16 protein-coding genes, 1 other RNA gene and 3 pseudogenes are annotated in these 18,838 nt (G+C 47.0%); 13 read left to right on the top strand and 7 right to left on the bottom strand.

Annotated elements, in window-relative coordinates; translation table 11 throughout:
- Positions 1-114: 114 nt before the first annotated feature.
- The 3 genes from smpB (at position 115) to AC6I8I_RS14480 (ending at position 2,386) form a co-directional block, all read left to right on the top strand.
- Positions 115-597, top strand: a complete 483-nt coding sequence (smpB, locus tag AC6I8I_RS14470; RefSeq protein ID WP_046288168.1) for an SsrA-binding protein SmpB — start codon at positions 115-117, stop codon at positions 595-597.
- Positions 598-640: 43 nt separating this feature from the next.
- Positions 641-1,002, top strand: a transfer-messenger RNA (tmRNA) gene (gene ssrA, locus AC6I8I_RS14475).
- 193 nt (positions 1,003-1,195) lie between these two features.
- A complete protein-coding gene (locus AC6I8I_RS14480; RefSeq protein WP_497827996.1) occupies positions 1,196-2,386 on the top strand; it encodes an integrase domain-containing protein in 1,191 nt (396 codons plus the stop codon).
- Positions 2,387-2,679: 293 nt separating this feature from the next.
- On the opposite strand, the gene AC6I8I_RS14485 is transcribed toward AC6I8I_RS14480, so the two are convergent.
- Together AC6I8I_RS14485 and sid are read right to left on the bottom strand one after the other, a co-directional pair.
- Positions 2,680-2,931, bottom strand: a complete 252-nt coding sequence (locus AC6I8I_RS14485) for an ogr/Delta-like zinc finger family protein (protein WP_497827997.1) — start codon at positions 2,929-2,931, stop codon at positions 2,680-2,682.
- Entirely contained in the window at positions 2,928-3,644 is a 717-nt protein-coding gene (gene sid / locus AC6I8I_RS14490) for a capsid size-determining scaffold Sid (protein WP_497827998.1), read from the bottom strand. The genes AC6I8I_RS14485 and sid overlap by 4 nt, the downstream gene beginning before the upstream one ends.
- 521 nt (positions 3,645-4,165) lie before the next feature.
- Here sid and AC6I8I_RS14495 point away from each other — a divergent pair.
- The 6 genes from AC6I8I_RS14495 to AC6I8I_RS14520 are packed head-to-tail and all read left to right on the top strand — an operon-like array spanning position 4,166 to position 8,130.
- The gene (locus AC6I8I_RS14495) at positions 4,166-4,423 is read left to right on the top strand and encodes a helix-turn-helix transcriptional regulator (RefSeq protein ID WP_497827999.1); all 258 of its coding nucleotides are present in this window, start codon (positions 4,166-4,168) and stop codon (positions 4,421-4,423) included.
- Positions 4,420-4,668 (top strand): hypothetical protein, encoded by a 249-nt coding sequence (locus AC6I8I_RS14500; protein ID WP_497828000.1) that lies wholly within the window; start codon positions 4,420-4,422, stop codon positions 4,666-4,668. The genes AC6I8I_RS14495 and AC6I8I_RS14500 overlap by 4 nt, the downstream gene beginning before the upstream one ends.
- Before the next feature lie 13 nt (positions 4,669-4,681).
- Positions 4,682-5,209 carry a host cell division inhibitor Icd-like protein gene (locus tag AC6I8I_RS14505; protein ID WP_497828001.1) on the top strand — a complete coding sequence of 176 codons (528 nt, stop codon included), beginning with the start codon at positions 4,682-4,684 and terminating at the stop codon, positions 5,207-5,209.
- Positions 5,206-5,472: a hypothetical protein gene (locus AC6I8I_RS14510; RefSeq protein ID WP_497828002.1), complete on the top strand. Its 267-nt coding sequence runs from the start codon at positions 5,206-5,208 to the stop codon at positions 5,470-5,472. Before AC6I8I_RS14505 ends, AC6I8I_RS14510 begins: the two co-directional genes overlap by 4 nt.
- Positions 5,459-5,800: a DUF5375 family protein gene (locus tag AC6I8I_RS14515; RefSeq protein WP_285720155.1), complete on the top strand. Its 342-nt coding sequence runs from the start codon at positions 5,459-5,461 to the stop codon at positions 5,798-5,800. The genes AC6I8I_RS14510 and AC6I8I_RS14515 overlap by 14 nt, the downstream gene beginning before the upstream one ends.
- 14 nt (positions 5,801-5,814) lie before the next feature.
- Positions 5,815-8,130 (top strand): primase-helicase zinc-binding domain-containing protein, encoded by a 2,316-nt coding sequence (locus AC6I8I_RS14520; protein ID WP_497828667.1) that lies wholly within the window; start codon positions 5,815-5,817, stop codon positions 8,128-8,130.
- A 453-nt stretch (positions 8,131-8,583) separates the two neighbouring features.
- On the opposite strand, the gene AC6I8I_RS14525 is transcribed toward AC6I8I_RS14520, so the two are convergent.
- From AC6I8I_RS14525 to AC6I8I_RS14545, 5 genes and pseudogenes are all read right to left on the bottom strand, one after another.
- Positions 8,584-10,614 (bottom strand): hypothetical protein, encoded by a 2,031-nt coding sequence (locus AC6I8I_RS14525; protein ID WP_497828003.1) that lies wholly within the window; start codon positions 10,612-10,614, stop codon positions 8,584-8,586.
- 1 nt (position 10,615) lies between these two features.
- Positions 10,616-10,999 (bottom strand): serine/threonine protein kinase, encoded by a 384-nt coding sequence (locus AC6I8I_RS14530; RefSeq protein ID WP_497828004.1) that lies wholly within the window; start codon positions 10,997-10,999, stop codon positions 10,616-10,618.
- A gap of 95 nt (positions 11,000-11,094) precedes the next feature.
- Positions 11,095-12,003 carry a hypothetical protein gene (locus AC6I8I_RS14535; protein ID WP_129063576.1) on the bottom strand — a complete coding sequence of 303 codons (909 nt, stop codon included), beginning with the start codon at positions 12,001-12,003 and terminating at the stop codon, positions 11,095-11,097.
- A 1,228-nt stretch (positions 12,004-13,231) separates the two neighbouring features.
- A complete protein-coding gene (locus AC6I8I_RS14540; protein WP_497828005.1) occupies positions 13,232-15,079 on the bottom strand; it encodes a YaaW family protein in 1,848 nt (615 codons plus the stop codon).
- 117 nt (positions 15,080-15,196) lie between these two features.
- Positions 15,197-16,310 (bottom strand): annotated as a pseudogene (locus AC6I8I_RS14545) (IS3 family transposase).
- Positions 16,311-16,524: 214 nt separating this feature from the next.
- Between AC6I8I_RS14545 and AC6I8I_RS14550 the strand changes: the two are divergent.
- The 4 genes and pseudogenes from AC6I8I_RS14550 to AC6I8I_RS14565 all read left to right on the top strand — a co-directional run.
- Positions 16,525-17,007, top strand: a pseudogene (locus tag AC6I8I_RS14550) (Hcp family type VI secretion system effector).
- A gap of 11 nt (positions 17,008-17,018) precedes the next feature.
- On the top strand, positions 17,019-17,468 hold the full coding sequence (locus AC6I8I_RS14555; protein ID WP_312055176.1) for an STM2901 family protein: 450 nt from the start codon (positions 17,019-17,021) through the stop codon (positions 17,466-17,468).
- Positions 17,453-17,800, top strand: coding sequence for a DUF1493 family protein (locus tag AC6I8I_RS14560; protein WP_312055177.1), 348 nt, complete (start codon positions 17,453-17,455; stop codon positions 17,798-17,800). The genes AC6I8I_RS14555 and AC6I8I_RS14560 overlap by 16 nt, the downstream gene beginning before the upstream one ends.
- A gap of 612 nt (positions 17,801-18,412) precedes the next feature.
- Positions 18,413-18,816 (top strand): annotated as a pseudogene (locus AC6I8I_RS14565) (phage integrase central domain-containing protein); the annotation flags it as partial.
- Positions 18,817-18,838: the final 22 nt, after the last annotated feature.

An 18,838-nucleotide genomic window follows, 5' to 3' on the forward strand; every position in this document is an offset into this window, starting at 1 on the left:
AGCGATTAAACAAAAATGCCCCCGAGTAAGGGTGTGCTAGAATATCCCGTTTCCTGCTGCCCCGCTGGACTGGGGATGCGATAACCGACTAAGTGATGTAAAATACGCCGCACTATGACAAAGAAAAAATCACACAAACCCGGTTCTGCCACTGTTGCCATGAACAAACGCGCCCGCCACGAATACTTCATCGAAGAGGAGTATGAAGCGGGATTATCGTTGCAAGGATGGGAAGTTAAATCACTTCGTGCCGGCAAAGCCAACATCAGCGACAGCTATATTCTGCTGCGCGATGGCGAAGCGTTCCTGTTTGGTTCAACCTTTCAACCCTTAGCCGTTGCCTCCACCCATGTGGTGTGCGATCCCACGCGTAGCCGCAAGCTGCTGCTGAAGCAACGTGAGCTGGATTCACTGTATGGCCGCGTCAATCGCGAAGGTTATACCATCGTAGCGCTCTCGCTCTACTGGAAGAACGCCTGGTGTAAGCTGAAGATTGGTGTTGCACGCGGTAAGAAAGAGCATGATAAACGTGACGATATCAAAGACCGCGAATGGCAACTGGATAAAGCACGTATCATGAAGAATTCAAAGCGTTAAGCGCTGGATTCTGACCTGCTTTTTTGCTAGTATTTGAAGTTCTGGGGCTGATTCTGGATTCGACGGGATTGTGAAGCCTTAGGAGCATGCCGAGGGGCGGTTTGCCTCGTAAAAAGCCGCAAAAAAATAGTCGCAAACGACGAAAACTACGCACTAGCAGCTTAATAACCTGCTTAGAGCCTTCTCTCCCTAGCTTCCGCTCTTAAGACGGGGATCAAGAGAAGTCAAACCCAAAAGAGATCGCGTGGATGCCTTGCCTGGGGTTGAAGCGTTAAATCCAATCAGGCTAGTCTGTTAGTGGCGTGTCTGTTCGCAGCTAACCGGCGAATGTAAAAACTGACTAAGCATGTAGTGCCGACGGTGTAGTAATTTCGGACGCGGGTTCAACTCCCGCCAGCTCCACCAAAATTCTCCATCGGTGATTACCAGAGTCATCCGATGAAGTCCTAGAAGCCCGCACGGCACAAGCCCTGCGGGCTTTTTTGTGTCTGTAATCTTCCTGGGCGATCCGCCTGAATCCAGAGATAATTGGTACACGTTTAGGTACACGCTAGTATGTGGGCCAAAATCGTGTACCAATTATGGACGGAAACCAGTCATGGCGCGGATGACACGCCCCCTCACCAATAACGAAATCCTCAAAGCTAAGCCTCAAGAGAAAGACTTCACGCTGCATGATGGTGACGGACTTTTCCTGCTCGTCAAAACATCCGGTAAAAAGCTGTGGCGTTTCCGCTATCAACGTCCTAGAAGTAGCAGCCGTACAAATCTTAGTCTTGGCTCCTACCCTGCTCTAACACTCGCTGTCGCACGCCAGATGCGTGACCAATATCTGTCGCTGCTTGCGCAAGGGCTCGATCCGCAGAAACAGCAAGAGGAAGTGTCAGAGCAACGACAAATCGAACTGGACAGTATTTTTTCAGTTGTTGCCGGTAGGTGGTTCCTGCTTAAGAGCAAAAGCGTTACCGAGGATTATGCTAAGGATATTTGGCGATCGCTGGAGAAGGACATCTTCCCTTCTATCGGTGAAATTCCTGTTCAGGCGCTCAAGGCCAGAACGATCGTTGAAGCACTGGAGCCGATTAAAGCTCGCGGGGCACTTGAGACAGTTCGCAGGTTGGTGCAGCGCATTAATGAGATCATGATTTATGCAGTCAACACAGGGTTGATTGATGCGAATCCTGCTTCTGGTGTTGGGATGGCTTTCGAAAAGCCAAAAAAACAAAACATGCCAACATTGCGGCCGGAAGAACTGCCCAAGCTGATGCGTTCATTGGTGATGTCCAATCTCTCAGTCGCCACCCGTTGTTTAATCGAGTGGCAGCTTCTTACCCTTGTACGACCGTCAGAAGCCTCTGGAACAGAATGGGCAGAAATCGACCTTGATTTGAAACTTTGGGTTATTCCTGCAGAACGCATGAAGGCCAAGCGCGAACATATCGTTCCTTTATCAAAACAAGCTTTGGAAATTCTCGAGGTTATGCGGCCTATAAGCGCTAACCGACAATATGTTTTTCCAAGCCGTAACGATCCTAAACAACCAATGAATAGCCAAACTGCGAATGCTGCATTAAAGCGCATAGGCTATGGCGGCAAGTTGGTTGCTCATGGTTTGCGTTCCATAGCGAGTACAGCACTCAACGAAGCCAGCTTTAATCCTGATGTCATCGAGTCAGCGCTTGCACATACTGATAAAAACGAAGTTAGGCGAGCGTACAACCGTTCTACCTATCTCGAACAGCGTAAAGAGATGATGAGTTGGTGGGGTACTTTCACCTATAAAAATTAGCTCAACATGGAAGGAAGCTATTTGCATCCAGTAATTGCAGAAAGAGGCCAGCGCGCAATGCTATCCCCGCCACGCCTGCCCGCTTTATGCATCACTTTTCATGCAGGTGCATGCTACGGGCCTGGCCGCGCCCGGCATAGCCTGAACGAGGCAAGGCCATGCATGTTTTTGCATGCAGATCCATGCACGCTATGCATGCATTGCTCTCAACAAGGCGGCTGGCCAGAAAAAGGCATCAGAAAGACAAAGCATAGGCACAAAAAAGCCGCTGGTCGGGCAGCGGCTGTGCGGGATTAATGAACCTGGCGGAATGAAGAGCCATAACGGCCCAGCGTCTGACGTTCCCTGACCGATTCCGGTGGTGCCTCTGGTACTTTCTCCGGCTGTGGCGGTGCGGTGATGACCTTTGTGATGCTCTCATTCGTCTTGAAAGTACAGGAGCAGTCGAGGTTAGTGCACTGGTGATAACGCTCTTTTACCTGCTCTGACATATAGCGGCTCGATTTGGTATGTGCCGCGCTTTTGCAGTATGGGCAGTGCATCATTTCTGGCTGCCCCCCTGAAGTTTGGCACGCTGTGCCCGGATTGATTCAGCCAGCTTCTGGCGGCGCAGAGGACGTGTATATAGATCCATATCAATACCCGTCAGGGCCGGGCGGTGCAGGCCGATATTCTCCAGTAGCGGTGCCTCTTTCAGCACGCTGTCCGGCAGGGCCGCAGCCGCCTGAGTAAGCGCTTCACCAACCAGATAAGCTACGTCCTTAATCCGGTCGCGGTCTTCACCGGCAAACGTCGGGGAAAGTTCTTCACAGTGGATACGCAGCTTAATGGCCCATAACAGCGATGGACTCACGTTACGCAGGGCTGACTGCCAATGCGAATCCGCAAACCCCGTAAACGACTCGCGGTGTGATTCAACGTACTCTTTCCCACTGCCGCAGCATTTCAGCATCGCCTCCTGCTTATCCAGCGCCAGCTCTTTGAGCAGCCCGCCAAACTCCTCGGCCAGTTCCCGGCTGGCGATGCGCTGAGAATGTTCGGCGCGCAGCTCGTCGGTGAGATTGCCTCGCAGGTTGCGAAAGCTCGTGCGCCAGTTGCTCTCGGCTTCTTTCCCTGCCTCGATGGCTGCCTGCTGTTCTTTTTCACAGCGGGCGATATCGGCGCAGATGCCGTTATAGGCTTTCATCCTTTCGGTATGTTGAGCGCGGGCTTTCTCGAAGCGTTCCAGTGATGCAGGTTTCTGTTCAGGCATGGTCATGGTTGTCTCTCATCGTCTGTAAAGGATGAGGCCATTCTGTCGTGTACCACAGGACAGCGCATTTCATTGCTTTCCGCCTGCTGATGAACAAACAAAGGCATAACCGGTACGGGATAGCCCCCTAACTGATGATATTTCTTATATAACTGTTCACTGGTATTCACTGAGATAAAAAAGATAGTAAATACAGTCATTAAGGCAGTGAATACTTTAAAACTAAGTCTTCACTGAGTATTCACAGGTATGCACACAGTCTCAGATAAGAGCTTTTTTCTGGCGAGCCTTTTTCAGATTTTAATTCTATTAATAAAAGCTTTTTAATCGCTGAAAGCTCTTAAAAGGCAAACACTGGCAAACGTTGGCAAACAAAGGCAAACAGGAGGTAAGAGAAATGCTTTTTGCTCATTTTTCAGCAATCAGGGGGTTGTTTACTTCACCAGAAATATAACCAGAATAGGGGGTTACCTGAAGACACCACCGGAACCGGACAGCACCGGCCGGACTCATAATGAGGTAACACCATGCACGCAGTTCCATCCGTACCAGCCCCTGCCATTCCCGTAATCCGCGATGCCGTTTACCCGCGCGACCGCTTTATGCGCCTGCCGGAAGTCATCAGCACCTGCGGTCTGTCACGTTCGACCATTTACGACTTAATCAGCCGGGAGCAGTTCCCCTCGCAGATTTCGCTTGGCGGTAAAAACGTCGCCTGGCTGGCGTCAGAGATTGACAGCTGGATGCAGGCCCGCATCGCACAGCGTGCCGGAAGTGCGGAGTGATTTCGCTGAATTTTGGCACGAAAACCTGTCCGCTAACCCGCGAAGAAGCCGCTTTTTTCGCGGAAAGCCCGACGTCAGTCGTCAGCGGCAGCCCAGTAACCGCACCGGCCTTAACCAGCGGAATGCACGGTCACATTTCCGTTATGGGTAAAAAAGCGAAGCCTGCCAGGCAGCAAGTGAAGAAAGAGAACGGGGAATTCCGATCAAATCCGCCGCAATCCGATCACGTCCTGACCGGTTGCTGAGGAAATCGCCCCGATGTTTATAAAAAGGCTTTTCTCTGGCGAGCGGCCGTTATACAGTTTTCGTGCTGCCGCAAAATCGGCAGCCGGGATTTGCAGCCCGTGTAACTCAATGGCGACACAGCACGCGCCATGCGTGTTTTTTTGTGTCATTGCTCTGGCTTACCCATTTTTCAGGCTGTGGTTCTTAGACCGCAGTCGCTGTCAAATAATGGTGGCCCGGGCGGGGCAGCCTTCGGGCTGGCCGGTATCCATTGAGGCCGGTACTGCAAACCCCGTTCGGGCCACCACCCATGAGATTTGCAGCTCCGGTGGTGGCGTTAACCGCTACTCAATGGAGATTGTCCTCATGACAACGGCCCTTACTGCCTCTCACCCCGAATTCACCTTTATTTTTGCCGCCGTGCGCCGCACTGATGCCGCCGCCCGTCCCTGCATGCTGCGCACCATGGCTGGCGATGAGCGCAGCGCCCGCGCCAGCCTCGCCCGTGATTACGTCCTGTCCTTTGCCGGTCGTCTGCCGGTTAAGGCGGTGGCGGCATGAATACCCTTTCTCAACACCTGAATAACCATGACACCTACCCTATTCCCCACGCTGACTATCTGCGCCTGCTGCACGCGCACACGGTCGGCGTGACCGTGCTGGATATGTTCGACTCGGTGAACGGCATGAGCGCGCGCGGCTGCGTGCCGGACGGCGCGGCGCTTGCCTCGGTCGTCGCCCTGCTCACCGACCAGCTCAGTAAAGTTGTTGAAACCTGTGAATCCCGCATGTTAGCCACGGAGGCCCGCCATGATGACCGTTAATCACTCCTGCCTGCCTGTTGAGGTACGCACCGCCGTTTACCGCCGCGCGCTGGCGCAGGGCTACCTGAATGCCTGCAAAAACCTCGGCATCACCGTGTCAGCGACGCTCGATGAGCTTCAGATGACCATCGCCCTTGAGCTGGAAGGCTTCTATGTGCGCCGTCACGGCCCTGATGCAGGCATGGAAATGGCCTGCACCATGCTGGGCGATATGGTTGAACCGGACCTGCTGACCGCACCGCCGCGCCTGACGCAGCTCGGCGTCACCATGATGGATGAACTTTTCCGCAGCCAGCTTGCGGCCGCAAGCCGCATCACGCTGCACTAAGGGAGAACATGCAGATGAAACATATCGTCTCTGACACCGTAAAGGCGGCCACCGGATTCTGGCCGCAGCTTCTGCCTGCCCTCGGTATCAGCGTGCTCGACGGAGGGCGGCACGGAGCCTGCCCGGCGTGCGGCGGCAAAGACCGCTTTCGTTTTGACAATCAGAACGGGCGCGGAACGTGGCTCTGTAACCAGTGCGGGGCCGGTGACGGCCTTAACCTGGTGGAAAAGGCGCTCAGTCTCAGCGCTAAAGAGGCCGCCATGAAGGTGGCCGGAATGCTCGGCACGCTGCCGGAGTCAGCCCCGGTTATGCATGATGAAGCCGCAAACAAAAACCGCGCGCAGGCAGACGCAGCCGCACGGGCGCAGGCGCTTATCACCGCCGCCGTCAGCCGCACGGACAACGCCTACCTTTCATCAAAAGGGCTGCACGGTATACAGGCGCTCACACTTGCTGATGCGCTGCGCTGTGGTGGCATCAGCTTTGCCACCGGGGATGTGCTCATCCCGCTGACCGGCGAAAACGGTACGGCCGTAAACGTGCAGCTCATCAGCGCCGCAGGCGACAAGCGCACCCTGCCCGGCGGACAGGTGAAAGGCACATACTGGCTGGCAGGCGAGCCGGATGGCAAAACGCTGTGGCTCACTGAAGGATACGCAACCGGCCTGACCGTGTACCGGCTGACCGGCCAGGCGGTATACGTGGCGCTGAGCGCCAATAACCTGCCCTCACTGGCAAAGCGGCTGCGTGAGTCACACCCTGATGCGATGATGCTGATTGCCGCCGACCGTGACGACAACGGAACCGGCCAGTTAAAGGCAGAGGAAGCGGCGAAAGCCTGCGGCGGGAGAGCCGCACTGCCGCCGGTTACAGGTGACTGGAACGACGTGTGGCAGGCGCAGGGCGATATCGCCACGCTGGCGCAGCTCACCGCCTTTACGCAGCCGCAGCCACTCAGCCCGTTTGAATCCGTCAGCGAGGCCGACCTGAAGGCCATGAGCGCCAGCCAGAAGGCCGAGCTGCTGGTCGCCCATTACGGGGAGGCGCTGGCCGTGCCGCCGGTCGGGGAGGAAATCTGCCGCTATGAGAACGGCGCATGGCAGGTGATGGAGGCGAAGACGCTGCGCCGGGAAATCGCTGCGCTATTTCAGAAGGTGCGCGCACCGTTCTCGGCCGCCGGTATCGGCAGCGTGCTGGATACGCTCAAGCTGATGGTGCCGCAGATGGGTGAAACGTCCCGCCGCCTGATTGGCTTCCGTAACGGCGTGTATGACACCACAACAGGCACCTTCAGCCCTCACCGCCGTGAGCACTGGCTGCGCACCGTCAACAGCGTGGACTACACCGCGCCACGTCCTGGTGAAAATCTCGCAGACCACGCCCCGGCTTTCTGGCGCTGGTTAATGCGGGCCGCCGGGCATAATCACGACAAGCAGGAGCGCATTCTCGCGGCGTTATTTATGGTGCTGGCAAACCGCTATGACTGGCAGATGTTTCTTGAGGTGACCGGCCCCGGCGGCAGCGGTAAAAGCGTCATGGCCTCGATTGCCACTCTGCTGGCCGGAAAAGACAACACCACGTCAGCCACCATCGACACGCTGGAATCCTCCCGCGAGCGCGCCAGCGTGGTGGGCTTCTCTCTGATTATCCTGCCTGACCAGGAGAAATGGAGCGGCGACGGCGCGGGCATCAAGGCGATTACCGGCGGCGATGCGGTAGCCATCGATCCGAAATATCGCGACGCCTATTCAACGCACATCCCGGCGGTCATTCTGGCGGTGAACAACAACCCGATGCGCTTCAGCGACCGCAGCGGCGGCGTTTCGCGCCGCCGGGTTATCCTGACGTTCCCGGAGGTGATACCGGCAAAAGAGCGTGATCCTCAGTTGCTGGACAAAATCAGCACCGAGCTGGCGGTGATTGTTCGTCACCTGATGCAGCGCTTCTCATCACCAAACGAAGCGCGCGAGTTGCTACAGGCGCAGCAGACGTCTGGCGAGGCGCTTGATATCAAACGACAGGCCGATCCGCTGGTTGATTTCTGTGGATACCTGATGCCGCTGAGCACGCCAAACGGGCTGTTTATTGGTAACGCGAATATTCGGCCAATAAACCCGAAGCGCTATCTCTATCATGCGTATCTGTCGTTTATGGAATCGCGGGGGCATCAGCACCCGCTCAGTCTGACGGCTTTTGGCCAGGCTGTGCCGCAGACACTGAAAGAGTATGAGCGGGTACTGCTCAAGCGCAGAACGCATAACGGTATACAAACTAATCTCACACTACATGAAGACAGCGAAGCGGATTGGTTGCCCACATGTAGTGTCTGATAACATCATTACACGCAAACCGGCTTAGGCCGGTTTTTTTTATATTTGATGCAATTATTAATGTCAGCCAAGGTTCGCTAAGAGCGAGAAGCGGACATTTTGTACAGAAATCATTCTACGCATGTTCAACCAAAACCGCGCAGCCGCTATAAGAGGGCTTTTAACTATCCCGCATCAGAAGCCCTTCAGCAACGCCACACGCCGACATCACTGCGCAAAAAGCAATACTAAACAACCTCACAGCGAGGCACTCAGACACGAATAAATAATAATTAGCACCCCATCACGCCTGCCCACTTCAGAGATGGGTTTTAATTCAGTGGCATTATGTGCTCTAACCAGCCTCAGAGCTGGGTTTTAATGCAGTGGCATTATGTGCTCTAACCAGCCTCAGAGCTGGCAGAGCATAATAGATCAGTCATTTCGGATTACATGCAAAGAAATGTAGCTTATTTATGCATCCAGTTTACGAATCAGCTTGCCGTCATTTTTATCGAAAGATACTATCTTGTAGTTATGGCCTTTTAATGCATCAACAAGCACACTCTCTTCCTCTGATGTCGCAAAAATTATTTGTCCACTACTTGAAGCCGATCTCGCCGCATCTCTTAATAACTCTGCAAAACTCACCTTATTTGCTTCTTGCTGGCGTGGCTCATCAAAAATAACCACCCCAGGATGATTTGTAGAATATGCTCTACTAACAGAGAACAAGCTTAACAAATACCCCCAGATAATTCTTATTCCGTCGCTAGCCGAAGTGTCAAAGCCAATGTCATAGCCCTCCCTAGTAGGGAGGTATGTATCTTCTGAGATGCTAATAAGACTTGCAGCAAAGCTGGTGAAATTATACTTATTAAGTCTATTTACCATTCCGGACTTTAGTAGATTCAATTTTTCAACATCTTTAGCTGAGAGTACGCTCTGCGGCAGTGCTTTTCTTTTAGAAATAAGCTTGACGTATTTTGCATGCAAAGCATTTAATTCAAGTTTTATTTCAGCCAGTGCCGCATAGGCATTGGTTATATTATCAATTGAATTTTCTAAATTTATTTTTCTTCTCAAAATATCTTCTTGCAAGGCAAGTGATGAGTCATCTCTTTTCTTTAGTCTATTTATATCGACTTTTATGGCGGCGATTGTCTCTTGTGTTTTTATCTGTTCTGATGTTTTAAATTTAAGTTGGTTTTTGCTATCTTCCAAAACAAATTCAAAAGCTTTAATCTGATCTTTAATGAAATTTAAACTACTTTCATAAGTCATGAGATTATCTTGCGGTGAAAGATCTAGCAAGTTATCACTGTAAGGAGCCCCGCAAGTCGGGCACTCATTACTGTTCAAATGAGTATTATCAAAAACAGTTGAGGAAGCTATTTTTTTAAGATCTTCATATTTCCTTTTATCATCCAAAAGATTATTTAGCCTGCCTGTTGTAGAGGTGATTTGATGCGCTATGTAGCTCTTATGATCGCTTATTTTTTGCAAATCGAGCTCTAATGAATTAATTTCATCCAGTTTAGAACTAATAATACCGACAACCTCTTTCTGAAGTTCTTCATCATCCACAGGGCGAACATACTCACTATTAAGAGTTTTTAGCTGGGCTTCGAGTTTAACCCGATAATCAATCGCTGCAATAATGGAATCTTTTTCCTTTAAAATCAGATCCATTTTATAAGTATCGAACTTTACTTCGGGTTGCTCAGGGATTCCTGAAACAATTGCAGAAACTTTAGCTGCAACAATCTCCGCATTATGCCTTATAAGCTTCCATTGAAAGCCTATAGTATCTATTTCATTTTTGATGGTGCTTCGCTCTAATACATTATCATTGACATCTAAAGAAAGTAAGAACTCTAAAGCCCTTTTCTTTGATTCCTTTATGCCAAATTGAGTTGGTATTGTAGCAAGGATAGATGACCAACCTTTTTTCTGCTCAACGAACCATGCAGGAAAAAGAACCGACGGATATAAGGGGGTATCTTTACCATTATGATTCGGAACTTGTGGAAGTTCCCAACCAAGGAATTTAGAAAACCAAAAGTAAAAGCCCCTTTCTCTTTTAGTATCGCCTTCAAGATGTAAAAAATATGAGCCATTAGTTTGATCGCCCCCAGAACTAACCTCATCAATAGTTATAAGATTGTCATTTTCAAAACCTGCTATATTTCTCTTTAGTTTCGCAACAGTGTTTTTATTATTTTTTATTGTTAATTCAACATATGATTTAACCACACTGACTTCTTTACCATCCTTATTAGTCAGTGCTCTAGTTAAGGATGGGGGGAAGGGTATTTTAGCACCACCTAAGCCTAAAGCCTTTTCCATTCCAAGTGCATAAGCAATGGCATTCATGCACGTTGATTTACCATGTGAGTTTTCAACGCGTAAAAGAAACAGGCCGGTTGAGAAAGGGATATCAATGCCATATAGTCCATCTATAGTATTAACTGTTATTTTAAGAGAAATTATTTCAAAAGACATATCATCCCGCCTGAAATATTTTGGTTATATTAGTCTCTGTCAAACCTTTTTTATGTTTTCTTAAGGAAATACATTCCTTTTTAAAGACGTCTAATGCAAGTAAATTGGTCGCACAAATATCGCCTTTGTCTGTCAACTTCATCTTGTCATTTTCGCGAGTGAGAAAACCATCGGCCAGTAAAAGCTCAATGGCCCTATCCAAAGTCGGATCCATTCTGACTTCAGGCTTAGCACTATCTTTATTCAAAACCCAAAATGCAAAATCAGTGGTGTTTTTTTCTGACTTTAACAACCAATTGACAACATGAATTTTTTTCAATGTGCATGAACCAGTTCTTGCAGCAACAAGTAAGAATATTATTAAAACAAGGCTAGATCGCCACATAGGTCTCATTTCACATGGGAGATGTTCCGGCCTCCGCGTAAATGTGAAAGGTCGTCCGATGATATCTTCTATTTTAATATTCATTTTTCACCATGTTAAAAATCTAACGGACACCTAATTAACCAATCCGATATTACACCCCAATTTATTTTTTCTAAATCTGATTCTTTGAGCGTGGGTATTTCCTTTTCGATATTTTCTTTGAGAACTTCCATTTGTTTCATCATCTTATCGCCAGGTTGCGCACTTGAAGATGTAAGCATAGAAAGTCCAACCAAGTTCGTTTCTCTTTGTTGAATGCATTTGTATACAACTTCATAAATATCAACCCAATTCTGCTTTAATTCATCGATAAGGTTCTGATAATCAAGATATTTTTGTATTAGAAAACGTCTGTAAGTTTCCTGTACTGATTCTGAAAGATCAATTTTTGGAAGTTTCAAATTTAACTTATTCAAAAAATCAACATGCTCATTAATAAATGATACTGCATGATCAATAGTAGAGTTACTAAGATCTAAATTTAACTGATAGTTCGTTCTTCGAAGAAGTGCCCTCTCAGTTATATAGTCACTATCTGTTTGCACCAAAATCTGGAAGTCATCTGTAACATACGGTAATTTCAGTCCTCTTACTTTTAAGGATTTCTGAGTACAATATTGCGTAAGTTTTGCAGATTTACTATAAGGTGTAGCCAAAATCCATCTACTAACTTTAGTTTCACCAAACAACAATTCAAGATCAGCTTTATACTTAGTTGTGAACTTTAAAATGTCAGTACTTATTTTTCTACGCTGTGCTTTAACTAGTTTTTCAACATCGCTTGATTGCTCGGGCAAGTAGCATTGGAAAACATGGCCTGATAGAGTGTAACATTCAATGCCGAAATCACCATTTTGCGAATCAGGCAAATCGCAGCAATTAGCTGGCTTATAGTGTAAACGGATAATGCTCTTAAAATATTGCTCCCATACTTTCGGGTCGCTGTTCGGGTCAGTAAACATTCCTAGTCCATAGAGATTACTTTTTCAGATTATAACCCCTTGTTCTATAGTGAGTAAACCAGAGCGCTCACATTTACAGCATTGAATATAACTATGTTAACCACGCTAACAACTGTATATACATACAGTTGTAATTACTAGCTATTTCTACGGTTTTTTTGATAGACATTACTAACCGTATGTTTTTCTTTACCTTAACCCAGAACTCTACCCTTCATCATCTTTTATCATTAGACACAAGCCTTAGAACTCATTAAGTTTCATATAGAAATTATTTAAAATGTATGTATTTTTTATTGCAGATAATATTCTATTAAAAATTAGATAGGATGTATTTAAAGCTCGCATCAGATTGATTTAAACCACACTATCGCCTTTGATTTTGTTTGCCTAAGATGGTCGAGTTATCAAAACAGAATTCGTCATGTTCAACGTTTATGCTAAAACCTTTTCATAGCATACGTGCGTCAATCCATCTCTAAGTACCGTCACGACCTCGGGGTCATCTCATCCAGACCTGCTTCCAGTAAACTAATATAGCACGATGTAAGCAATATCCGCTTCTGGCACAAAGCGGACCATTGACAATAGTAGCGCCTATCTCATTACGCATAGTGGCTTAGGTAGCTTTTTGTCATCTTGGCTAAAGCGATCACCAAAATTGCACACTAGCGTGCATCACACCACAAACCGTTCACTATTTAACGCCATGAATTTAATAAACAAAAACCAAAAGTGAACAGTGTGAACACTTTTCCCCAAAATCATTTTATTTTGGGTTTAGCGCCGGGCATTCGTTATCCTTGCCATGCCGTTAAGGGGTGTGAGATCCAATAATTGGTACACGCTTAGGTACACGTACAAAAGTTGAATTGGCTAAAAACAATTATTTTCATAATCTTGCGATACTTATTCAGATTCCGCCAGCCCAAAAATATTCCTCGGCGATTACCATATGTATCCGCTGAAGTCCTGAAAGCCCGCACGGCACAAGCCTTGCGGGCTTTTTTGTGCCCTCAATTTGTCCCGCGAAGTCCGAAGAGAACTAATTAAATCCGAACCTTTTTAGTCTATTGACAGGCCCAGACATGCCCCGGCTTCAGTGACATAAGATACACGTTTATCTGCTCCATTTTTCGGAGATAGTTGAAGAAATGCCAGTATCTACTCAATCATCGAAGTAATGCATTCTTCCATTAGATTACTCATTCTGATGAAGGTGAATGACTTACGCCAGCGGCAATTCAAAACACTTCACTGGTTTACCATCCTGCAGTTCCACCAGTAAACGTGCCGATTGTGGTTGCTCAGATAACAACACTTGTTGAAATTTATCAAAAGACATTTGTGTCTCTTCAATTGCTACCTTTTGTGGCAATAAGGTGGTTGTTGTCCATTTCCGCAGCAATAATTTATTAGCATTGGTGGTATTGCTTTGTTCTGCCAACGCAGTGATGTTTTGTATTCTCTGTTCTAACTGACGCTCAACTTTGTCAATAATATTCTCAAACTGCTGATAGTTCTGAACAATGGTTTGCTGGCGCTGACTAACGAGTTTTGTGTTCCCTTCGGTACGGGTCAGTAGATGCAACGCTTGCGCACGAACCTTCATTGCCAGGTCCCATTCATGGATTCGTTCATTAAGAATCTTTTGTTCGGTTTGGATCTTATTTGTAATATCCGTACTGCCAAAGAGCCCACGGTCTCTAAGCTTCAAAATGTTGTCGCCAGCATTAGAAATATCAGTTAGCAAGTGTGCCTGCACGCCGGAAAAATGAACTTCTATATCCTCGAGTTTTTGACGTATTGCAGGAGAGCATTCCCCTTCAAGTACCACAGGGGTAATTTGCTGCAAATATTGAATGGCTCCAATGATCTCCGACTTACGTGCATTGGTCTGAAATGCTGAGACTTCACGTACCGCCTCGATAATCTCCGTCAATTTTTTGCTGATATCTGCCAGATGCTTTTGCGCTAACACAGCAGACGCCACATTTAACAATAAACCAGCGTTAACAAGTTGAAGGAGCCTGTCAGGATTCAGCAGAACGGCATGCTCTTTGATCCCTTTTACACCCATACTGAATCCACGAAACCCTGTGCCGTCTTTTACATTCGCCAGAGAGCCATTGATGATGACTTCCATATATTGATGACTGGAAATGTGTGCAGACGTAGCCAGCGAGGGTAGCATCTGCAGCAGCGGACTCAGGCGTGAAATAGCGGTAATGCTCTGTTGCTGCATCGCTGCCGTGCTAGTAATTTGTGAAGGTTGAATTGCCGAAACCGTAAGCGCAGGTTGGTTAACATCATATCCAAAACCCCAGCGCTGATCGTAGGTGAAAGCTGACATTGTGGATGCTGTTGATTGGCTGGCAAGTCGGAACTGGCGGGAATTTTTTAAGCGAATCCAGGCTATTTGTACCACGCAGGGCAGTGTCACTCGAAATGCCGGATTAGAGATATCATAGGCGGTATACAGACCTGTAATAGCCAGGCCAACCGGCCCCGTTAAAACGCCCAAAACACGCCCGATCCCAAGTCCTGCAATTAAAGGTAATACCTTACCTGCTGTAGTTTGTGCAAGACCGTTGGCGACTAATGCTGCTTTCTGCCAGACCGGGATATCCTTACTGACCAGAGAGCTAATGTCCATATCACGCAGGATCTGGTTACGTTCATCATCCGACATTTTTTGCCATGTCGAGGCAAACACACTGTCAATAATCAGCGCTTCTTTTTCTGCTACGGAGGCAGCGATAGGGGCTTTAATTTTCAGACGTGCAGCAACGTCATCTACAATTTCGCTATAGCTAAAACCATTGCGACGAAACAGATTCACGAATGTATTACCACCAAAATACTGTAACTCTCGTACAAGCAGACGCAATGTTTCATCATCGGGCTCATCGTAAAGTTTGGCGTCCTGCAATACTTTCCTGACGCTGTTCGACATGGAAAAACCAAACTTACCCGTGTTGGTGATGTAATCAATCAGCAGATCTATATCGCCTTTATCCGCGTTCAGCAGCAGTTTAACCAGAGCCTCATCACCCTTGATATCTATCTCGCTCATCACAACACCCCAGTCATGTTCATCACCACAATCTATTAAAAATGAATATCTCATTAATACACTGACTGAATCGCCACGGATAATCCAGAAACTTACAAGCCGTTGATAATACTGGATTTAATATTCTGCCGGTAACATCTGATCGCCAGAACAATGCCGACTCTTACTGTTATAAAACATTTCGATGTAATCAAAAACATCACTGCAGGCTTCTTCCCGCGTTCCATAGATCTTTCTCTTTATCGTTCGCGTTTCAACAACTGGAAAAAGCTTTCTGCAACCGCATTATCGTGGTAGTTACCGCGACGGCTCATGCTGCCCTCCAGGCCGTGTGATTTCAGGAACGACTGCCACTCATGGCTTGTGTACTGACCGCCCTGGTCCGGGTGAACCAGCACCTGTTTTTGGGGATTACGCCGCCATATAGCCATCAGCAGTGCATTCAGGACAAAGTCCTTTGTCATCCGGGATTGCATGGACCAGCCGATAATTTTGCGTGAGAACATATCAATAACCACGGCCAGATACAGCCAGCCTTCGTGGGTCCTGATCTAGGTTATGTCCGTTACCCAACGCTCATCCGGAGCATCCGGATTGAACTGCCGATTGAGCCTGTTGGGTGCCCCTATGCTGGCTTCACCTTTACGTGCCCGAGGGCTCCGGTACCCGACCTGAGCTTTTATTCCGGCACGCTTCATCAGCCGCCAGACCCGGTTTACTCCGCACTGTTGCCCGGTGTCACGCAGATCCTGATGGATCTTGCGATAACCATACACGCAGCCTGACTCAAGCCAGAACTGTTTGATTTGTCCCATCAGTCTCAGAGCTGTCTGATGACGTTGTGAATGCGGCTGCTGAAGCCAGGCGTAAAAGCCACCGGGATGAACATCCAGCACCCGACAGAGCAGGCGAACAGGCCAGCAACAGGTGTTGTCACGGATAGAGGCGTACCTCAGTCGGACAGCTTTGCGGAATACGCCGCGGCTGTTTTTAATATGCCCCGTTCGTCGTTAACCCGCTTCAGCTCTTTCTGGAGACGGCGGATCCCGGCCTGAGCATCTGACTGTTCTTTATTAGTCGATGAGTCCGGATCGTATTTCTTTATCCAGGCGTAAAGGCTGTGGGTGGTAATATCAAGACTTGTTGCAACGCTGGAAACAGAATGAACGCGATCAACAACCTGTCTGACTGCTTTAATTTTAAACTCTTCGGGGTAACGCTTACCGCTCATGGGCACCTCTCTTCAGGTCATCTTTAATGACTCTGAGGTGTCTGTTAAACCCGTGGCGATTCAGGATACATTTTGGGAAATGTGGGTACGGTTAGTTAGAAGCAGATAGCTAACTCTCCAGAGAACAAAAAAACAACACATTGGTTATTTACTCACCTTCACTCAGTAGATACACTATTTACAGGGATTTACAACGACATAAGGAAAACAGAACATGGCTATTCCCGGTAATATGTGGCTCTATGACGATGGCGGAGCACTAATTAAAGGTGGCTGTGATGTTGCAGACAGGGAGTTCAGTATAGAGTTTAAGGGGTTTCACCATAATCTCTCCATTCCCACTGATAATGCCACTGGCAAACCTACTGGCACTCGTCAGCATTCTCCAATGATCATCGTAAAAGAATTCGACTATTCCAGCCCATACCTATACAAAGCCGTTGCTACTGGTTAAAACCTGAAATCTGCTGAGATCAAATGGTACAAAATCAACGATGCTGGTCAGGAAGTGGAATACTTCAACATGCTACTTGAAGGAGTTCGGATCGTATCAATCTCCCCTACAATGGCTTCCCCAGAAGACAAGAACAACAACCATCTTGAATCTGTGGAGCTAAGGTATGAGAAAATCACCTGGAAGCATTGTGATGGAAACATAATTTTCACCGATGCCTGGAATGAACGGCAAACAGCCTGACAGGTGATTGAATGGATACGACAGAAAAATTAAACGGAACCTACTTCTACCACGGACAATTGAACCTGTCAGCAGGTGAACTATTTGATGTAATTTTCCTTGAGCAATTTTGTGATGAACCTGAGATTGGCATTGAGTCAGGTGCTGCTATCCTCGCTGGTCAACCCTGGTTAAAAACCAGAACGAAACCGGGAGAGGCAATCAAAGGGACAAGTGTTATTTCCAGATATGGGAGAATACTTTTACGAAATGCACGAACTCCTTTTGGTATCAGAGTTCCTACACCAGTTGGTGTAAGAATGCGAAAAACAAATAATCTTGCCGCAGTCATAGCACGATATGTTCCGTGGTTAGGATGGGTTGGTCTTGTGAATTCAATTTACCAGGTATCAAGGAAAACCCAGGCAAAATACAACCTAATAGCACGCCCTAAAGATCGTATACAATGGACATCCTTTTGATGGATACAATTCAGCAAGAGGTGTTAACACTCTTCCGTGAAGAGATCCCCGGATATTTAGACAGCAATTGGAAAGAAATTCCTTTAGAACTTGACTCTGATTTATTTGAAGCTCCAGGCGATGACCTGCATGAAGCTTTAGATAAATTTGAAAAAAAATTTAATGTGGATTTATCACAGGTTAAATGGGCGTATTATTTCCCTTGGGAGAATACTCCACTGCTTACAAGATGGTTTAAATTAAAACGGAAAGATGTAGAACGAACTCGTAAACCTTTAACAATCAGAATGTTTTCCGAATCAGCGAAAGCAGGAAAGTGGCTTTATGACTGATATAAATACAACATGTTAATGAGAGGGGGTAGTTATGGATTTCATCAATAAGTTAGGGCTATATGCAGAGTATTTTAATTTCTTTATTTAAAACCACTTAATCTGGGAAGTTTATTTTAATAGTTGCATTCTTTTTTATCATAGTGAAATATCGAAAAGCTCACATTTTAAAATCAATTAAAAGCGAAGAAATACGTTATCTTCGCCTGCATTGCAATTATTGCTATATTATTAGCACTCATATTAAACTCCGTTAAGAACGTAAATAACTCTCAGCATAAAAAAAGAACTTTTAGAATTAAGCCATTAACTCACCAGATTTTATTATTAACCAAAATCCATATACAATCGGAACAAGGACAATCAAAACGACTTGCTCCTATAGTTTTTTGTTCCACCATGTTAAATATTTATTTTTTGCTTTATTTAATAAAATTATCATTTCAGTTTCTACATTTAATATACGTATTTTGTAGAAGGAGACATACCCCCCTATATTTTTAGGAATACTATATTTTTAAAAAATTCAATTTACCTGTTATCTTTAGGTTTTGAATTAAACCCTCGAAAATAATAATTTTATTCCTGTGTCCACTATTCGCGGGTAGGATCAGTAAGCTCTGGCAGTTCCGTTACTATCGACCTCTGACAAAGCAGCGAACCAAGCAAAGCTTCGGTGCCTACCCTGCCGTCTCACTTTCTGATGTGCGTAAACTCAGAGCGGAATCCCGAGCACTGCTGGCGAAAGATATTGATGCTCAGGAACATCAGAAAGAACAGGTGAGAAATTCTCAAGAGTACAAAACCAACACTTTCCTGTTAGTTGCGGAGCATTGGTGGAATGTCAAGAAAGCCAGCGTGACCGAAGACTACGCAGAGGATATCTGGCGCTCGCTTGAGAAAGATGTATTTCCGGCAATAGGTGATATCAGTGTTACTGAGATCAAGGCTCACACCTGGTTAAAGCAATTCAACCAGTTCAGGCCAGAGTCGCACCAGAAACTGTTTGCCACCTGAAGTGGCTTACTTCGATGCCCA

This window comes from Pantoea sp. X-Soil-YNGN-775 (genome assembly GCF_059730575.1).

Coding starts and splice junctions, on each gene's coding strand:
- sid (WP_497827998.1), bottom strand. CDS start 3,644: ATGACCATGCCTGAACAGAAACCTGCATCACTGGAACGCTTCGAGAAA.
- AC6I8I_RS14485 (WP_497827997.1), bottom strand. CDS start 2,931: ATGATGCACTGCCCATACTGCAAAAGCGCGGCACATACCAAATCGAGC.
- AC6I8I_RS14515 (WP_285720155.1), top strand. CDS start 5,459: ATGATGACCGTTAATCACTCCTGCCTGCCTGTTGAGGTACGCACCGCC.
- AC6I8I_RS14505 (WP_497828001.1), top strand. CDS start 4,682: ATGTTTATAAAAAGGCTTTTCTCTGGCGAGCGGCCGTTATACAGTTTT.
- AC6I8I_RS14480 (WP_497827996.1), top strand. CDS start 1,196: ATGGCGCGGATGACACGCCCCCTCACCAATAACGAAATCCTCAAAGCT.
- AC6I8I_RS14510 (WP_497828002.1), top strand. CDS start 5,206: ATGAATACCCTTTCTCAACACCTGAATAACCATGACACCTACCCTATT.
- AC6I8I_RS14495 (WP_497827999.1), top strand. CDS start 4,166: ATGCACGCAGTTCCATCCGTACCAGCCCCTGCCATTCCCGTAATCCGC.
- AC6I8I_RS14555 (WP_312055176.1), top strand. CDS start 17,019: ATGGATACGACAGAAAAATTAAACGGAACCTACTTCTACCACGGACAA.
- smpB (WP_046288168.1), top strand. CDS start 115: ATGACAAAGAAAAAATCACACAAACCCGGTTCTGCCACTGTTGCCATG.
- AC6I8I_RS14520 (WP_497828667.1), top strand. CDS start 5,815: ATGAAACATATCGTCTCTGACACCGTAAAGGCGGCCACCGGATTCTGG.
- AC6I8I_RS14560 (WP_312055177.1), top strand. CDS start 17,453: ATGGACATCCTTTTGATGGATACAATTCAGCAAGAGGTGTTAACACTC.
- AC6I8I_RS14530 (WP_497828004.1), bottom strand. CDS start 10,999: ATGTGGCGATCTAGCCTTGTTTTAATAATATTCTTACTTGTTGCTGCA.
- AC6I8I_RS14525 (WP_497828003.1), bottom strand. CDS start 10,614: ATGTCTTTTGAAATAATTTCTCTTAAAATAACAGTTAATACTATAGAT.
- AC6I8I_RS14535 (WP_129063576.1), bottom strand. CDS start 12,003: ATGTTTACTGACCCGAACAGCGACCCGAAAGTATGGGAGCAATATTTT.
- AC6I8I_RS14540 (WP_497828005.1), bottom strand. CDS start 15,079: ATGAGCGAGATAGATATCAAGGGTGATGAGGCTCTGGTTAAACTGCTG.